Below are 16498 nucleotides of genomic sequence, written 5' to 3'. Positions count from 1 at the left end.
AAGGCGATCCGGCGCACAGCCCTGGGTCGGCACAATCCCTGCAGGATCCCTTCGGCTTGAGGGAATCACGATGAAACGCTACGACGAAATGCACGCCGCCGATGCGGCCGTCCGCAAGCACTACGAGGCCTACGGCCGCTGGTTGCAGGGCCAGTCCCCGGAAACCATGCGCAGCCGTCGCGACGAGGCCGAGCTGATCTTCCGGCGGGTGGGCATCACCTTCGCCGTCTACGGCGCGAAGGACGAGGACGGCTCGGGCACCGAGCGCCTGATCCCCTTCGACCTGATCCCGCGCATCATTCCCGCCCACGAGTGGCGCGAGATGGAGAAGGGCCTGCGCCAGCGCGTGAATGCGCTCAACCGCTTCATCCACGACGTCTACCACGGCCAGGAGATCCTCAAGGCCGGCATCGTCCCGGCCGAGCAGATCACCCGCAATGCCCAGTTCCGGCCCGAGATGGTGGGCGTGGACGTGGCCGGCGGCGTGTACTCGCACATCGCCGGGGTCGACATCGTGCGGGCCGCCCAGCCCGACGGCAGCGGCACCTACTACGTGCTGGAAGACAACCTGCGCGTGCCCAGCGGCGTGAGCTACATGCTCGAGAACCGCAAGATGATGATGCGGCTCTTTCCCGAGCTGTTCGAAAGCCACCGGATCGCGCCGGTCGCGCATTACCCCGACCTGCTGCTGGAGACGCTGCGTACCGTCTCGCCCTCGGGCGTAAACGATCCCACCGTCGTCGTGCTGACGCCGGGCATGTACAACTCGGCCTACTTCGAGCACGCCTTCCTGGCGCAGCAGATGGGCATCGAGCTGGTCGAGGGCCAGGACCTCTTCGTCAAGGACGGCTACCTCTACATGCGGACCACGCAGGGCCCGAAGCGCATCGACGTGATCTACCGCCGCGTCGACGACGACTTCCTCGACCCCACCGCCTTCCGGCCCGATTCGACCCTGGGCTGCGCCGGCCTGCTCGATGTCTACCGGCGCGGCAATGTGACCCTCTGCAATGCCATCGGCACCGGGGTGGCGGACGACAAGTCCATCTACCCCTATGTGCCGAAGATGATCGAGTTCTACCTCGGCGAGAAGCCCATCCTGCAGAACGTGCCCACCCACCTCTGCCGCGACAAGGACGACCTGCAATACACGCTGGACCATCTGGACGAGCTGGTGGTCAAGGAAGTGCACGGGGCCGGTGGCTACGGCATGCTGGTCGGCCCGGCGGCGAGCAAGGCGGAGATCGAGGCCTTCCGCGCCCATCTGCTGGCCAACCCCTCCAACTACATCGCCCAGCCGACGCTGGCGCTGTCGACCTGCCCGACCTATGTCGAGAGCGGCATCGCGCCGCGTCACATCGACCTGCGGCCCTTCGTGCTGAGCGGCAAGTCGGTGCAGATGGTGCCCGGCGGCCTGACCCGCGTCGCGCTCAAGGAGGGTTCGCTGGTCGTCAACTCCTCGCAGGGCGGGGGCACCAAGGACACCTGGGTTCTCGAATCCTGAGCGCGTCCCCGCGACGACACGACGCATCGATCCACGCACCCGGGAGACCACCATGCTTTCGCGCACCGCCGACCACCTCTTCTGGATGGCGCGCTACACCGAACGGGCGGAGAACACCGCCCGCATGCTCGACGTGAACTACCAGGCCTCGCTGCTGCCGCAGACCAGCGAGGCCGCCGAGCAGGGCTGGCGCGGCCTGCTCGGCATCTCCGAGCTGCTGCGCGACTTCCTGGCCAAGCACGGCAAGATCAGTCCGCGTGCGGTGATCGACTTCATGGTCGCCGACGAGGCCAACCCGGCCTCCATCCACAGTTGCCTGCGCGCCGCCCGCGAGAACGCCCGCGCCGTGCGCGGCACCCTGACCACCGAGGTCTGGGAGACGGCCAACACCACCTGGCTGGAATTCAAGCGCCTGATCGCCGGCGGGGCCCACCGGCGCGATCCGGGCGAATTCCTGGAGTGGGTCAAGTTCCGCTCGCACCTCTCGCGCGGCGTCACCCTGGGCACCATGCTGCAAGACGTGGCCTTCCACTTCATGCGCATCGGCACCTTCCTCGAACGTGCGGACAACACCGCCCGCCTGCTCGATGCCAAGTACCACGCGGCCGACAGCGAGTTCTTCGGCGAGGGCGTGCAGCGCGAGCCGCTGGAGATCGACTTCTATCACTGGAGCAGCGTGCTGCGCTCGGTCTCCGGCTTCGAGGTCTACCGCAAGGTCTACCGCAACACCATCCGGCCCGAGCGCGTGGCCGAGCTGCTGATCCTGCGGCCGGACATGCCGCGTTCGCTGGTGGCCTGCATCAACGAGGTGGTGGCCAACCTCGAACTGGTGGCCAATCCGCAGAGCGAGGAAACCCGCCGCCGCGCCGGCCGCCTGCGGGCCGACCTGCGCTACGGCCGGATCGACGAGATCCTGGCCACCGGCCTGCACGCCTACCTGACGGCCTTTCTCGACCGGGTCAACGACCTGGGCTTCGGCATCAGCCGCGATTTCCTCGTGCCGGCCTGAGGCCTGCCGCTGAGGCCGTGAGGCTCCCGCAGGCCGGGGTGCCTCAGTCCTCGGTGTACTGCTTCCAGCGCCCGACGGCGCTGCGCAGCAAATCCACCTGCCGCGCGAAACGCGGGCAGGCACCACAGACCGCCAGGTGGCGGCGCAGGGCGAGGCGCTCGACAAGCGTCAGGCGATGATCGGCCCGCTTGGAGAGCAGGCGGGCGGCTTCGAGGCAGCTACGGTCAAGGAACTTCATGGCAGTCGGGTTCAGGCCGCCGTGGAGGTTTCACCGAACCATTTGACCTGCAGGCATTCCCGCAGTCGCAAACGGGCACGGTGCAGCATGACCCAGAGGTTGGTCGAGGTGATGCCCAGTTCCTTGCAGATCTCCTCGGTCTCCAGCTCCAGCCACTCGCGCATCATGAAGACGCGCCCCAGGCGTTCGGGCAGCACCTCGACGCAGGCATCGAGCACGGCCAGGAACTGCTGCTGGCCGATCACCGCCTGCGGGTCGCCCCATTCCACCGGCATCTCGCGGAAGCCGCCGTTGTCGTCGAAGAGCAGGGCCTCGATCTCGTCGCGGCGGTCCTCCTCGCCCTCGGCGCGCTGGCCGACGGTGATCTCTCGACTGTGCTTGCGCAACTGGTCGACGAGCTTGTGCTTGAGGATGCCGATCAGCCAGGTCTTGAGCTGCGAGCGGCCGGCAAAGCTGCCGGGCTTCTCCAGCGCGACCAGCAGGGTCTCGGAGACCGCATCCTCGGCCCAGGCCTCGTTGCGGGTCTGCAAGCGGGCGTAACGCATCAACTGGGGGCGCAGATCTTCGAGCAGCGCGGCGAGATCGTTCGACACGGTGTCCTTCGGCGGGGGTGAGAGCGGGCGCAGTGTACGCAGGCCCTGACAGCCAGGGCAGTCCTGGGTCAGCGGATGCCGAGTTCCTGGCGGTTGAAGATCAGCTCCATTTCGGGCGGGATGCTGCCGTCGGTGTCCAGCGGCAGCACCTCGGTCTTGGCGATGGCGCGCATGACGGCCTCGTCCCAGCTCTTGACACCGCTGCTGCGGCTCAGCCGGATGCCGCGGATGCGGCCGTCGGGCGTGACCTCAATGCGCACCGTCGCGATCGGGTTGCTCGACAGGTTCTCGGTGTAGACGATGTTCGGCCGGATGCGCGCCGCAATGCGGCCTGCATAGCTGGCCGAGGGGCCGGCCGATTGCAGCGCGCTGCCGGTGGCCGTGGGGGCGCCGGTCGCGCCGGCCAGGCCGGCGATGCGCTTGAGCTGCTCGCTGCGGATGGCTTCGCGCGTCGCCTCCTCGGCAGCCTCGCGGCGGGCCTTTTCCTCGGCAGCCTTCTCGGCGGCGAGGCGAGCCTTCTCTGCCTTGGCGGCTTTCTCCTCGTCGAGCTTCTTCGCGGCCTCTTCGCGCTTCTGCTGCTCGGCAGCCTCGCGCTTCCTGGCCTCGATCTTCTTCTGCTCGGCCTCGGCCTTGGCCTGGGCGGCCTCGCGGCGCTTGGTCGCGATCTCAGCCTCGCGGTCGGCCGTGGGCGGCGGCGGGGGTGGCGGCGGCGGGGCCGTGCGGGCCGGGGCCGGTGGGGGCGGCGGGGCCGGCGTGGGCGGCGGCTCGACCGCTTGCGGCGCAGCCACCACCGGCACGGCGGCCCAGAGCTCGGCTTCCAGGCCCTGCGGCGGGCTGGAGCGCCAGTCCAGGTTCAGGCTCAGGCCAATCAGCAGCAGGGCGTGCGCCAGCAAGGCCAGGCCGATGCCCGGCCCGGGCGCGTCTGCGTCGCGCGGGCGCAGCGTATCCGGCAGGGGCACGGTGGCCGTGGGTGCGTTCATGAGCCGGTCTTCACCGCCAGGCCGATGCGCTGCACGCCACCGCGTTGCAAGCTGTCCATGACCTTGACGACTTCGTCGTACTTGATGTTGCGGTCGGCCGAGATGATCACCGGGGTGATCGACGCCGGATCGACCGCGCGCGGCGCCGCCGCAGCGCCCGCCTTGGGCGTTTCGGTCAGGCCGGGTTCGGTCTGGTCTTGCAGGGTCTTGACCCGGCCGGCCAGGTCGGCCGCGCTGACGGTGGCATGGTCGCGGCCGTTGACGCGCAGCTTGAGCTGGTTGTCGCTGGCCACGACGATCTCGATCACGCGGTCCGGCGCGCGCTTGGCCTGGCCGACCGAGGGCACGTCGATCGAACTGGGCGAGATGAGGGGGGCGCTGACCATGAAGATGATCAGCAGCACGAGCATCACGTCGATGAACGGGACCATGTTGATCTCGCTCATCGTGCGGCGGCGTGAACCGCCTCGGCTGGCCATCGCGGGCATGAGTGTCTCCCTCCGGTCAGGCGGCGCTGCTGTTGCGCTGCAGGATGTTGGAGAACTCCTCGATGAAGGTCTCCATCTGGATCGCGACGCGGTCGATGTCGCGCGAGAAGCGGTTGTAGGCCAGCACTGCCGGGATGGCGGCGAACAGGCCGATGGCGGTGGCCACCAGGGCCTCGGCGATGCCGGGGGCCACGGTGGCCAGGGTCACCTGCTGCAGGTTCGCCAGGCCAGTGAAGGCATGCATGATCCCCCACACCGTGCCGAACAGGCCGACATAGGGCGAGATCGAGCCGACCGAGGCCAGGAAGGACAGGCGCGACTCGATGGTGTCGAGCTCGCGCTGGTAGCTTGCGCGCATCGCGCGGCGGGCGCCGTCGAGCAAGGCTGCGCCGTCGCTGACCTTCTTCTCGCGCAGCTTCAGGAACTCGCGCATGCCGGCGGCGAAGATGCGGTTGAGCGGCCCGCCCTGCTCGGCCGTGTGCACGGCCTCCTGGTAGAGGGCTTGCAGCGTGGCATTGCCCGACCAGAACTCGCGCTCGAAGCCCTCATTGGCCTGGCGCACGCGCTTGAGGCCGATGTACTTCGAGAAGATCGCCGCCCAACTGGCCAGCGACATGGCCACCAGCAGCGCGATCACGAGCTGCACCACCAGGCTGGCTTGCAGGATCAGGTTGAAGATCGACAGGTCTTGCGAGTTCATGCGGACAGGCTCGGTCGGAAGGCGTTCAGGAAGGACGTTGCGGACGGCTCAGGCCGGCGCGGCCGGCGGCTCCGGCGGCGGCAGGCGGCTGAGCAGTTGTTCGGGGAAGCGGCGCGCGCGGAAGCTGCTGGCCTCGACGCAGGCGATGCGAATCAGGCCTTCGGCCAGCAGCGGGCCGGGCGCTTCGCTGCCGGGCGGGCCGGCCTCGCTGGCCTCGTCGGCCAGGCGCCAGGCCTGCTGGGCGATGGTCAGGCGGCTGCGGCCGGCGTCGAGCACCCGCACGCTGAGCGCGAGCCGGTCGTCCAGCCGCGCCGGGCGCAGGTAGCGTACCTGGGTGTCGGCGATGACGAAGATCAGGTCCTCGCGCTCGCGCAGGGTCCACTGCGCCCAGCCCATGGCGCGCAGCCACTCGGTGCGGGCGCGCTCGAAGAACTTCAGGTAGTTCGCATAGAACACGACGCCGCCCGCATCGGTGTCCTCCCAGTAGACCCGCAGCACATGGCGGAAGACTTCGGTGCCCGCAGCGGCCGGGCCGGCCGGCACGGGCACGCTGCGCAGGACGGGTGCGGTGGCCATGCGGTGCGGGGGGCTTCGGGCCGGGGCTCAGCGCGCGGCGCCGCGGCGGGCGGCCACCTCGACCGGCCGCAGCTCGGCCGCGGCCTTGTCGAGCACGCCGTTGACGTACTTGTGGCCGTCGGTGCCGCCGAAGGCCTTGGCCAGCTCGACGGCTTCGTTGATGGCGACCTTGTAGGGCACGTCCAGGCAATGCCGCAGCTCGTAGGCGCCGATCAGCAGCACCGCATGCTCGACCGGCGAAAGCTCGGTGGTGCGTCGGTCGGTGTGGCGTGCCAGCACCTCGTCGAGCAGCGCGGCTTCGCCGATGCAGCCGTGCAGCAGCAGGTCGAAGTGCTTGGCATCGGCGAGAGGGAACTCCTCCTGCTCGCGCATGTGGGCGTCGATCAGGCCGGCTTCTGTGGCGGCGACCAGCCATTCGTACAGGCCTTGCACGGCGATCTCGCGCGAGCGGCGGCGCGCCGACTTCTGGCCGGGGACGCGGGCCGCGGGCTTGCCGCTGCGCGGACCGCGCGGGCGCGCGGCGGCGGGCGCGGCATCCGCCGCGGGGGCCGCGGACGGATCGGGATGGGGAACGGGGGTGCTCACGACAGGGCTTTCATCAGGCGGGCCATTTCCACCGCCACTTGCGCGCCATCCCGGCCCTTGTCGATGCGGGCCCAGGCCTGGGCCTCGGTCTCGACGGTGAGGATGACGTTGGCGATCGGCAGGCGGTGGTCGAGGCCGACGCGGGTGACCCCGGCGCCGCTCTCGTTGGCCACGAGTTCGAAGTGGTAGGTCTCGCCGCGCACGATGCAGCCGAGCGCGACCAGGGCGTCAACCCCGCCGCGGCGCGCCAGCGCCTCCAGCGCCAGCGGCACTTCCAGCGCGCCGGGCACGGTGTGCAGGCTGATGTCGGCCTCGGCCACGCCCAGGGCCAGAAGCTCGGCCCGGCAGGCTTTGACCAGCGCGCCGGTCAGCGGCGCATTGAAGCGGGCCTGGACGAGGGCCACCTTGAGGCCGCGGCCGTCGAGGGCCTGGGCGGTCTTGCCTTGATCAGCGCCTTGCATGGGGAGGACCGTGAGAAAAAAGAACAGGAACAAGCAGGATCGATCGGGCCCCGGCGCGGCGGCCGGGTGCGGCGCTCAGCGGGCGGCGAGGTAGCCGCTCACCTCCAGGCCGAAGCCGGTCATGCTGGGCATGCGGCGCGGGCTGCCGAGCAGCTTCATCTTGCGCACGCCCAGGTCGCGCAGGATCTGGGCGCCAACGCCGTAGGTGCGCAAGTCCCATTGGCTGCGCGGCGCGGGGCCGGCCTGGGCGCTGGTGTCGAGCGCGGCGAGCAGGCTTTCGCCCGCATCGCCGGCATTGAGCAGCACGGCCACGCCACGGCCGGCTTGCTGCAGCGCCGCCAGGGCCTGGGGCAGGGGCCAGGAGTGGCTGCTGCTGCCGACATCGAGCAGGTCGATCAGCGACAGCGGCTCATGCACCCGCACCGGCACTTCCTCGCCCGGCTGCCACTGGCCCAGCGACAGGGCCAGGTGTACGCTGCCGGAACGGTCGCGGTAGGCGGTGCAGTCGAACAGGCCCTGGGCGGTTTGCAGCGGGCGGCGGCTGACGCGCTCGATCAGAGTCTCGTGGCGGCTGCGGTGGCCGATCAGGTCGGCGATGGTGCCGATCTTCAGGCCGTGTTCGCGGGCGAAGACTTCCAGGTCGGGCAGCCGGGCCATGCTGCCGTCGTCGTTCATGATCTCGCAGATCACGGCGGCGGGGCTCAGGCCGGCCAGGCGGGCCAGGTCGCAGCCGGCCTCGGTGTGACCGGCGCGGGCCAGCACGCCACCGTCCTGGGCCTGCAGCGGAAAGATGTGGCCGGGCTGGACCAGGTCGCTGGCCCGCGCGCCCGGGGCCACGGCGGTGCGGATGGTGTGGGCGCGGTCGGCGGCGGAGATGCCGGTCGTCACGCCCTCGGCTGCTTCGATGGACACGGTGAAGGCCGTGCCGTGCTGCGCGCCATTGCGCTGCGTCATCGGCGGCAGGCGCAGCTTCTCGCAGCGTTCGCGGCTCAGGGTCAGGCAGATCAGGCCGCGGCCGAACTTGGCCATGAAGTTCACGGCCTCGGGCGTCACGAGGTCGGCGGCCATCACGAGGTCGCCCTCGTTCTCGCGGTCTTCCTCGTCGACGAGGATGACCATGCGGCCGGCCGCCATGTCGGCGACGAGCTCAGGGACGGGGGCAATCGGCATGGGGCGGGATTGTAGGCGGGGCCCCCGGGGCAACCCTGGGCAGGGCGACGCCTCAGTCGCGGGCGGCGGCGGGCTGGCCGGGGCCGGCCGCCAGCATGCGCTCCACATAGCGCGCGATCAGGTCCACCTCCAGGTTCACGGCCGCGCCGGGCGCGAGCGTGCCCAGGGTGGTGTGCTCCAGGGTGTGCGGGATCAGGTTGATCGTGAAGCGGCAGCCCTCGGCCGCGTCGTCCACCCGGTTCACGGTCAGGCTGACGCCATTGACCGTGATCGAGCCCTTGACCGCCAGGAAGCGGCCCAGCGCAGCCGGTGCGCGCACGGCCAGCAGCCAGCTCTCGCCGACCGGCTCGAAGACCTCGACCGTGCCCAGGCCATCGACATGGCCGCTGACCAGGTGGCCGCCCAGGCGGTCGTGCGCGCGCAGGGCCTGTTCCAGGTTGACCGGGCCGGGCCGGTCGAGGCCGGCGGTCAGGCGCAGGCTTTCGGCCGACACATCGACGCTGAAGCTGCCGGGCGCCGGGGCCGGCGGGGCGTCGAAGCGGGTGACGGTCATGCAGGCGCCGTTGATCGCGATGCTGTCGCCGGGCTGCACGCCGGCCAGCCAGCCCGGCGGCGTTTCGATCTGCAGGCGCTTGCCATGCTGCGGGCCGTCGCCCAGCGGGTCGACGGAGAGGATGCGGCCGAGGCCGCTGACGATGCCGGTGAACATCACAAGATTGTCGCCGGCCCGCTCCGGCCCCCGGGCGCCAGGGGCCGGGAAGGCGGGTCTCAGAACCGTGCCCGGCCCGGCGGGCGGGCGATGAGGCGCAGGTCGCCGCCGACGGTGTCGACCCGCTCGAAGCGCAGGTCCAGGCTCTGGTCCAGCGCGCTCAGGGGGCCGAAGCTCGCCATCGGCAGGCCGCCGGCCAGCAGGCGCGGCGCAAGGTAGACGAGGAACTCGTCGACCCGGCCGGCCCGCACCAGGGAGCCGTTGAGCTTGTGCCCGGCCTCGACATGCAGTTCGTTGACGGCATGGTCGCGCGACAGGGCGTCCAGCATGGCGGCCAGGTCGACCTTGCCCTGCGCGTCGGGCAGGCAGCTCAGGCCGGCGCCGGCGGCGCGCAGGGCGGCGGCGCGGGCTGCATGCTCCGGCGCCTCGGCATCGACCGCGTGATAAATCCACACCCGGCCCGGCGGCTGCAAAAGGCGGGCATCGGGCGGGGTCTCCAGCCGCGCGTCGACGACGACGCGCAGCGGCTGCACGGCGGTCTCGACCAGGCGCACGTCGAGGCGCGGGTTGTCGTCCTTCAGGGTGCCGATGCCGGTCAGCACGGCGCCGGCGCGGCGCCGCCAGGCATGACCGTCGCGGCGCGCGGCCTCGCCGGTGATCCACTGGCTGGCGCCGTTCTCCAGCGCGGTGCGGCCGTCGAGCGAGGCGGCGATCTTCATCCGCAGCCAGGGCCGCCCGCGGACCATGCGCGAGAAGAAGCCCAGGTTCAGCTCGCGGCATGCATGCGCCCAGTCGCTGTCGGCCAGCAGCTCGACATGCAGCCCGGCGGCCTGCAAGCGGGCCAGGCCGCGGCCGGCGACCAGGGGATTGGGATCGACATTGGCCACCACGACCCGCGCTAGGCCCGCCGCCACCAGCGCATCGCAGCAAGGCGGCGTGCGGCCGTGGTGGCTGCAGGGTTCGAGCGTGACGATGGCGGTCGCGCCGCGCACCGGCCGGCCGGCGGCCTCGGCGGCGCGCAGGGCGACGATCTCGGCATGCGGCCCGCCGGCCTGCTGGGTGTGACCGCGGGCGATCTCGCGGCCCTCGGCATCGATCAGCAGGCAGCCGACGCGGGGGTTGGGTTCGGACAGGCCGATGGCGCGCGTGGCTTCGTCGAGCGCGGCCTGCAAGTGGGCGGGGGCGAGGGGCGGCAGCATGGGGCGCGATTGTCCCCGGCCGCCGGCCAGCTCGGCCCCGGGGCGCCGCCCGGCCTCAAGGCAGGACCTGGTGCAGTGCGCTGCCGGGCGGGCAGGGCTCGCCCGGCCGCAGCAGCAGGTGCTGGCGGCTGAGCGAGCCGGTTTCGCCGCGGTAGCGCGGCGGGCTGGCGCTGGCGTCGAAGCTGGGGGCCAGGGTGACCAGCAAGCGGCAGGCGACGCTGCCCGCGGGCGCCGAGGCCGCCTGAAGCTGGAGGCGGCCACCCCAGGCCGGCACCGCGCCGGGCGTCTCCATCAGCAGCAGCAGGCAGAGGTAGCCGCGGCTGCCCTCCGGCCAGGCGGGATCGCCATAGCCCATCGGCGCCAGGCGGCAGAAATGCCCGTCCCGCGCCAGGCCGGGGCCGGGGTCCAGGTCGACATCGGCTTGCAGGCCTTCGGTGGCCACCAGGTCCAGACGCTCGACCGCGGCGGCGCCGGCGCCCAGCAAATGCCCGCCGAGCAGCCGCGCATTCACATCTACGCATGCGCCCGCGGCATTGCAGCGCTGCCGCAAGCTGCCGTCGGCGGCGTCGGCCACCCAGTGCTCGCCGTCGAGCGCAAGCAGCAGCTCACCGGGCGCCAGGGCCAGGCCGGGCGCGCTGGCCATCGACCCGCCCAGGCCCAGGCGCTGCACCCTGTCCGGCGCCAGCCAGTCGAGCGGGGCCGCGGCCGGTCCGCCGATCCAGGCCGGGGCGGGTTCGGCGATCAGGCTGTCCACGTGCAGGCGCGTGCTGCTGCCGGCCCCGTCGGGCCAGGCCAGGCTCAGCCTGAGGGTGTGCAGCGTGGCGCTGGCGCCCAGGGCGAGTTCCAGGCTGTGGGGGGCCGAGGCCGGGGCCAGCGCGCCAAGCAGGCTGCCCGGCGCCTCGACCGCGGCTTGCAGCGCGGCGGCCTCGGTCTGGCTGCGCAAGTGATCGAGCACCGAGGCGGCGATCTGCGCCGCCTCGGCCAGCCGGCCGGCCTCCCGGCCGTCGGCCGCCATGCGCTGCTGCAAGCCGGTGACGGCGAGCAAGCCCAGGGCCAGCAGGCTGGCGAGCAGCAGGGCCTCCAGCAGCGCGCTGCCGGGTCGACGGGCGGGGCGCGGCTTCATGGCCGGCGCTCAGAAATCCCGCAGGCTGCCGGGCTGCGGCAGCAGCAGGCTGCTCTGGGCCCGCAGCCGCTGGAGCAGCTCGGCGTCATGCCGCAGCCACAGCGCGGCTTCGGCATCGAAGTCGCCGGACAGCAGCACGCCGCCGTGGATCTCCGGGCCCGGCGCCGGCGGGTCCACCTGCAGGGCGGGGGCGAGCAGCAGGCCGTGCAGGCGGCCGCCGCCGCGCCAGTGCACCGGGCCGTCCACCCACAGCAGCAGGGGCGAGGTGGGCGAGCCCAGCTCGCCCGGCGCATCCAGGGTCAGCGGCCCTTCGACCCAGACCCGCCGCGCCCCGGCGGCCACCGCCTCGACCAGGCGGACTGCCGCATCCTCGGCCGACGCCGCCCCCACCCGCTGCCAGCCGGGAGCCTGCCGGGCCAGCTCGGGCGGCAGGCCGAAGATGCTGCGGCTGAGGGCCTCCGGCGTGCCGAGCCGCAGGCTCAGGGCGGCATCGGGGCCGACCAGGGCCTCCAGCGCCGGCAGGCCGGGCGGGACATGCAGGCGCAGGCCGGCGCAGCCCTCGCCGCTGCACAGCGCCAGGCCGGCCGGGCAGGGCGCCAGGCCGCCCGCCGCCCCCGGACGTTCCAGCGCCAGGCCGGCATGCACGAGCAGGCCGGCTTCGGCCGGATCCTGGTTCTCCAGATGCAGCGGGGCGCACAGGCGCGCCCGGCCGCCGGCCGTCAGCGCCGCACGGGGCAGGCGCTGCAGCAGGGGGCGGAGCTGCAAGCCAACGGAGAGCTGGGCCCGTGCCGGGGCCTCGGGCCCCGTGCCGCCGAGGCAGGCGCCCAGGGCCTGGCTGCAGCCCTCCACCCGCATCAGCAGGCCGCCGGCCGCTGCGGCGGCCGAGCCCGCCGGGGCTTGCAGCCTCAGGGTGAAGGCCGGCGCGGAGCCGCCGAGGGCGGGCGGGCTGAGCACTCCCGGCGCGGCCGCCGGGCAATCGCAGGCCGGCCCGCCCGGATCGAGCCGGCAGCCGGCGCGCTGGCCGGCCTCGACCGGCACGGGCTGCAGGGCGCCGGAGGCGGGCAGGGGCTGGAGCAGGCGGTCGCGCAGCGTGGCCATGCCGCAGCCGGCAAGGCCCGCGACCTGGGCCTGGTTGAGGAAGACCTGGCCCCAGGCGGCACCGGCCTCGGCGGCTTCGCGTGCGCGCAAGGTCTGCACCTGGCTGTGGGCGGCCTTGAGCTCGGCCAGCAGGGCCCGCAGGCCCAGGCCGGCCAGGATCACCAGGCCCAGCAGCATCAGGCTGCCCAGGCCGAGCGAGACCAGGCCCCGCGGCCGGCGGCCTTCAGCCCAGGCAGGGTGGGGCCGGGAGCCGGTCATTGCGCAGTCGCGGGCGGGCCCGCACTTCGCGCCGGATGCTCGGGTCGGCGGGCGATTCGGCTTGCAGCAGCAGGCTCAGCGCCCGCTGTTGCCGGGGCACGGTCGCGAGCGTGTCGGGGCCGCAGACCACATGGACGGCCTGGTCCGCGCTGTCCAGGTTCAGGCCCAGGCTCAGCACACGGGTCGAGGCCGGATCGGTGAGGGCCTGGAAGCTGCTGCCCGGGCTGAGCTGGAGCTGCAGCACCCCGCTGTTGAGCCGCAGCATGCGGCGCTGCACGGCACCGCCTTCGTCGTAGGCATAGGCCAGGGTGGCGCTGCCCGGGCTGCCGCCCAGCAGCAGGGCCGTGTTCGGATTGGAGGCGGTGCCGCCATCGAGCGCGGCCTGCCAGTGGCCGGCCCGGCGCAGCTCGCGCACGATCAGCTCGCTCGCGGCGCGCAGGTCCTGGTCGAGCTGCCGCGCCAGGGCGGCGCGGTGCAGCAGATCGAGTTGCAGCAGCATCAGCCGCAGACCGCCGGCCAGCAGGGCCAGGCTCAGGCCCAGGCCGAGCATCAGCTCGACCAGCGTGCTTCCGCGAGCCCGGCGGCATGGTCGCGCAGCAGTCATGGCCCTCAGAGCTTCCAGCAGCGTCTTGCGCTGGCCGAGCTGCCGACCTCGCTCAGCGATTCCGGGGCCGGCCCGGCCAGCCGCAGCGTCTGGGCCGAAGCCTGTTCCAGCACGAGCAGGCGACAGGCCAGGTCGGACTCCTGGCTGCCCTGGCCCAGGGCCCGCAGGCGGTAGCCGCTGGCGCTGACGGCTTCGAGCTCGATGCGGTAGCGGCCGCTGTCGGAAAGCACCGCCGTGCTGTGGGCATTCGCCGGATCGAAGGCCAGGCCCTCGCTGCCGAGGTTGTTGCTGTAGTCGCCGCGGATGGCCTGCCAGCGGGCCTGCCGAAGCTCGATCTCCATCAGCAGGCCCAGGGCCTCGCTGCGCCGGCCTTCGCGCAGCGCGCTGAGGTAGCCCGGCAAGGTCAGGCTGCTGAGCAGGGTGAGCAGGCCCAGCACCAGGGCGAGTTCGACCAGGGTCCAGCCGGGCCGGCGACGGGAAGGGGCGCGGGCGGGGTACATGCCGGAGCCTCAGCAAGCGGGATGGCCGGGCAAGGCCCTGCCGCCGGCCTGGCAACTGCGCACCCGGCCCATCACGCTGAGCACGGCGCGCAGCTCGCGGCCCCGGCTGTCGACCAGCTTGAGCGTGGCGCTGGGGCTGAGCGTGCCGAGCAGGGGCGAGACGGCCAGGCTCGCGACATTGCTGCTGAGCGCCACCTTGCCGGCCGCCGGCCAATGCTGGCTGCGCAGGGCCTGGGCGCCGGGGCTGCAATGCAGGCTGCCATCGGCCGGGTTGCAGGTGCAGGCGCCGCCCGGGCCGGTGTGGCTGACAAAGCAACTGCCCAGGCCGGGGCCCTCGCCGAAGCCCAGCCGCAGCGTCTGCTGCCGGGCCACGGCATCCAGCCGCAGGAGCTGCAACTCGCTGCGCAGATGCTGCAAGCCGCCTTCAAGCCGCCGACGTTCGAGCTGGTCCTGCCAGGCCGGCGCGCCCAGGCCGATCAGCACGCTGCCGATGGCCAGGCCGACCAGCAGCTCGACCAGGGTCAGGCCGCCGGTCCGCGTGCGCGTGGGCGGGGCGACGATGGGGACGCGGGCGCAGCTCATGGGGCACTCCCTCGGCCCGTGCAAAGGGGCCGTTGGAGTCACCTTAAGGGGCCGGTCGCCGGCCTGCGTCCCCCGCGCAGGGGAGCGCCGTCCACGGTCTAGGGAGGCTCAGATCTCGCGGATCAGGCGGCTGAACTCGTCGACGCCCTCGAAGCTGCGGTAAACCGAGGCGAAGCGCACATAGGCCACCTTGTCGAGCTTCATCAGCTCGCGCATGACCAGCTCGCCGATGCGGCTGGAGGGCGTCTCGTTGGCGCCTGCGGCCAGCAGCGCCTCCTCGATGCGGGCCACCGCCGCATCGATCTGGTCCATGCTGACCGAGCGCTTGCGCAGTGCGAGCTGCATCGAGGCGCGCACCTTGGCCCGGTCGAAGTCGACCCGGGTGCCGTCCTTCTTGACGACGGTGGGCATGGCCAGCTCGGCCCGCTCGTAGGTGGTGAAGCGCTTGTCGCAGGAGGGGCAGCGCCGGCGCCTGCGGATGACCGTGCCCTCGTCCGAGCCCCGGGTCTCGACGACCTGGGTGTCTTCATGCAGGCAGAAGGGGCAGCGCATGGACCGGGACTCCAAATGAAACGACCCGCCGCGCGGGGCTCGCGCAGGCGGGTCGTTGGAGCTTAGCAGCGGCGGCCGGGGCCGCCGCGAGAGGCTTAGCGGTAGACCGGGAAGTCGCGGGTCAGGGCCTCGACTTTGGCGCGCACTTCGGCGATGCGGGCGGGATCGTTGGGCGCATCCAGCACATCGGCCACCAGGTGGGCGGTCAGGCGGGCCTGTTCTTCCTTGAAGCCGCGGGTCGTCATGGCCGGCGAGCCCAGGCGGATGCCGCTGGTGATCATCGGCTTCTGCGGGTCGTTGGGGATGCCGTTCTTGTTGCAGGTGATGTGCGCCTCGCCCAGCACCCGCTCGGCGTCCTTGCCGGTGATGCCCTTGGCGCGCAGGTCGACCAGCATCACATGGCTCTCGGTGCGGCCGCTGACGATGCGCAGACCGCGCTCGGTCAGGGTGTCCGCCAGGGCCGCAGCGTTCTTGAGCACTTGCTCCTGGTAAACCTTGAAGCCGGGCTGCAAGCACTCGTGGAAAGCCACGGCCTTGCCGGCGATGACGTGCATCAGCGGGCCGCCCTGCAGGCCGGGGAAGACGGCGCTGTTGATCTTCTTGGCGATGTCTTCGTCGTTGGTGACGATGATGCCGCCGCGCGGGCCGCGCAGGCTCTTGTGGGTGGTCGAGGTCACCACATGGGCATGCGGCACCGGGTTCGGGTAGACGCCGGCGGCGATCAGGCCCGAGTAGTGGGCCATGTCCACCATCAGGTAGGCGCCTACATCCTTGGCGACCTTGGCGAAGCGCGCCCAGTCGATGCGCAGGGCATAGGCCGAGGCGCCGGCGATGATCAGCTTGGGCTTGTGCTCATGGGCCTGACGCTCCATCGCGTCGTAGTCGATCTCTTCGGCCGCATTCAGGCCGTAGCTGACGACCTTGAACCACTTGCCCGACATGTTCAGCGCCATGCCGTGGGTCAGGTGACCGCCTTCGGCCAGGCTCATGCCCAGGATGGTGTCGCCCGGCTGGAGCAAGGCGAGGAAGACGGCCTGGTTGGCCTGCGAGCCGGAGTTGGGCTGGACGTTGGCGAAGTTGGCGCCATACATCTGCTTGAGCCGGTCGGTGGCGAGTTGCTCGACGACGTCGACGTTCTCGCAGCCGCCGTAGTAGCGCTTGCCCGGGTAGCCCTCGGCGTACTTGTTGGTCAGCTGGGTGCCCTGCGCCTCCATGACGGCCGGCGAGGTGTAGTTCTCCGACGCGATCAGCTCGATGTGCGCTTCCTGGCGGTGGTTCTCCGCCTGGATGGCTGCCCAGAGGTCCGGGTCGATTTTGGCGATGGTCGAAGTGCTGCGATCGAACATGAGGGTGTCCCGACAAGGATGGCAAGAGGGGGCTGCCTGCAAGCTGCCGAACCGTCCCGCCCAGGGCGTTGGGGTCCTTCAGGGTGGCCGCCGGAGCCCCGGAGGCGAGGACTGCCGACATTGCAGCAGCTTCAAACCAGTGTAGCGGCGGCCCTTCCGGCGCAAGCCTCAGGGATTGTGACCGCGGGGTTAAGCGCCGCTGATCCGCCCGGCGCTTGCCCGC

At 71.9% G+C, this 16498-nt stretch carries 20 protein-coding genes; 2 read left to right on the top strand and 18 right to left on the bottom strand.

The window, feature by feature from the left end:
* Window positions 1-70: 70 nt before the first annotated feature.
* Together JI742_RS11040 and JI742_RS11035 are read left to right on the top strand one after the other, a co-directional pair.
* A complete protein-coding gene (locus JI742_RS11040; protein ID WP_201826853.1) occupies window positions 71-1504 on the top strand; it encodes a circularly permuted type 2 ATP-grasp protein in 1434 nt (477 codons plus the stop codon).
* A gap of 52 nt (window positions 1505-1556) precedes the next feature.
* Window positions 1557-2513, top strand: coding sequence for an alpha-E domain-containing protein (locus tag JI742_RS11035; protein WP_201826851.1), 957 nt, complete (start codon window positions 1557-1559; stop codon window positions 2511-2513).
* Window positions 2514-2556: 43 nt separating this feature from the next.
* Here the strand turns inward: JI742_RS11035 and JI742_RS11030 are convergent, their stop codons facing one another.
* The 18 genes from JI742_RS11030 to glyA all read right to left on the bottom strand — a co-directional run bounded on the left by JI742_RS11030 (window position 2557) and on the right by glyA (window position 16275).
* Entirely contained in the window at window positions 2557-2751 is a 195-nt protein-coding gene (locus JI742_RS11030; protein ID WP_201826849.1) for a zf-HC2 domain-containing protein, read from the bottom strand.
* An 11-nt stretch (window positions 2752-2762) separates the two neighbouring features.
* Complete coding sequence (locus JI742_RS11025) at window positions 2763-3344, bottom strand: sigma-70 family RNA polymerase sigma factor (RefSeq protein ID WP_201826848.1); 582 nt, start codon at window positions 3342-3344, stop codon at window positions 2763-2765.
* 68 nt (window positions 3345-3412) lie between these two features.
* Window positions 3413-4324: a cell envelope integrity protein TolA gene (gene tolA / locus JI742_RS11020; RefSeq protein ID WP_201826846.1), complete on the bottom strand. Its 912-nt coding sequence runs from the start codon at window positions 4322-4324 to the stop codon at window positions 3413-3415.
* Window positions 4321-4812, bottom strand: a complete 492-nt coding sequence (locus tag JI742_RS11015; RefSeq protein ID WP_201826844.1) for an ExbD/TolR family protein — start codon at window positions 4810-4812, stop codon at window positions 4321-4323. Before JI742_RS11015 ends, tolA begins: the two co-directional genes overlap by 4 nt.
* A gap of 16 nt (window positions 4813-4828) precedes the next feature.
* Entirely contained in the window at window positions 4829-5512 is a 684-nt protein-coding gene (gene tolQ / locus JI742_RS11010) for a protein TolQ (RefSeq protein ID WP_201826842.1), read from the bottom strand.
* 48 nt (window positions 5513-5560) lie between these two features.
* Window positions 5561-6088 carry a YbgC/FadM family acyl-CoA thioesterase gene (locus JI742_RS11005; protein ID WP_201826840.1) on the bottom strand — a complete coding sequence of 176 codons (528 nt, stop codon included), beginning with the start codon at window positions 6086-6088 and terminating at the stop codon, window positions 5561-5563.
* Between the two features lie 27 nt (window positions 6089-6115).
* Window positions 6116-6673 carry a transcription antitermination factor NusB gene (gene nusB / locus JI742_RS11000; RefSeq protein WP_201826838.1) on the bottom strand — a complete coding sequence of 186 codons (558 nt, stop codon included), beginning with the start codon at window positions 6671-6673 and terminating at the stop codon, window positions 6116-6118.
* A complete protein-coding gene (gene ribH, locus JI742_RS10995) occupies window positions 6670-7134 on the bottom strand; it encodes a 6,7-dimethyl-8-ribityllumazine synthase (protein ID WP_201826837.1) in 465 nt (154 codons plus the stop codon). The genes nusB and ribH overlap by 4 nt, the downstream gene beginning before the upstream one ends.
* Window positions 7135-7209: 75 nt before the next feature.
* Window positions 7210-8304, bottom strand: a complete 1095-nt coding sequence (gene ribBA, locus JI742_RS10990; RefSeq protein WP_201826835.1) for a bifunctional 3,4-dihydroxy-2-butanone-4-phosphate synthase/GTP cyclohydrolase II — start codon at window positions 8302-8304, stop codon at window positions 7210-7212.
* Between the two features lie 52 nt (window positions 8305-8356).
* Complete coding sequence (locus JI742_RS10985; RefSeq protein WP_201826833.1) at window positions 8357-9013, bottom strand: riboflavin synthase; 657 nt, start codon at window positions 9011-9013, stop codon at window positions 8357-8359.
* Window positions 9014-9072: 59 nt separating this feature from the next.
* Window positions 9073-10212, bottom strand: coding sequence for a bifunctional diaminohydroxyphosphoribosylaminopyrimidine deaminase/5-amino-6-(5-phosphoribosylamino)uracil reductase RibD (gene ribD, locus JI742_RS10980; protein WP_201826831.1), 1140 nt, complete (start codon window positions 10210-10212; stop codon window positions 9073-9075).
* 55 nt (window positions 10213-10267) lie between these two features.
* The gene (locus JI742_RS10975; protein WP_201826829.1) at window positions 10268-11335 is read right to left on the bottom strand and encodes a hypothetical protein; all 1068 of its coding nucleotides are present in this window, start codon (window positions 11333-11335) and stop codon (window positions 10268-10270) included.
* A 9-nt stretch (window positions 11336-11344) separates the two neighbouring features.
* Window positions 11345-12691, bottom strand: a complete 1347-nt coding sequence (locus JI742_RS10970; protein WP_201826828.1) for a hypothetical protein — start codon at window positions 12689-12691, stop codon at window positions 11345-11347.
* The gene (locus JI742_RS10965; RefSeq protein WP_201826826.1) at window positions 12657-13295 is read right to left on the bottom strand and encodes a hypothetical protein; all 639 of its coding nucleotides are present in this window, start codon (window positions 13293-13295) and stop codon (window positions 12657-12659) included. Before JI742_RS10965 ends, JI742_RS10970 begins: the two co-directional genes overlap by 35 nt.
* Before the next feature lie 5 nt (window positions 13296-13300).
* Window positions 13301-13795 (bottom strand): type IV pilin protein, encoded by a 495-nt coding sequence (locus JI742_RS10960; protein ID WP_201826824.1) that lies wholly within the window; start codon window positions 13793-13795, stop codon window positions 13301-13303.
* A 9-nt stretch (window positions 13796-13804) separates the two neighbouring features.
* A complete protein-coding gene (locus JI742_RS10955) occupies window positions 13805-14377 on the bottom strand; it encodes a prepilin-type N-terminal cleavage/methylation domain-containing protein (RefSeq protein WP_201826822.1) in 573 nt (190 codons plus the stop codon).
* Between the two features lie 108 nt (window positions 14378-14485).
* Window positions 14486-14929, bottom strand: a complete 444-nt coding sequence (gene nrdR, locus JI742_RS10950; RefSeq protein WP_201826820.1) for a transcriptional regulator NrdR — start codon at window positions 14927-14929, stop codon at window positions 14486-14488.
* 95 nt (window positions 14930-15024) lie between these two features.
* Window positions 15025-16275, bottom strand: coding sequence for a serine hydroxymethyltransferase (glyA, locus tag JI742_RS10945; RefSeq protein ID WP_201826818.1), 1251 nt, complete (start codon window positions 16273-16275; stop codon window positions 15025-15027).
* Window positions 16276-16498: the final 223 nt, after the last annotated feature.

It is taken from the genome of Piscinibacter lacus (assembly GCF_016735685.1).
Lineage (GTDB): Bacteria > Pseudomonadota > Gammaproteobacteria > Burkholderiales > Burkholderiaceae_C > Aquariibacter > Aquariibacter lacus.
The sequence above is the reverse complement of the archived record's forward strand: the minus strand, read 5'-3'. Positions and strand labels throughout refer to the sequence as shown.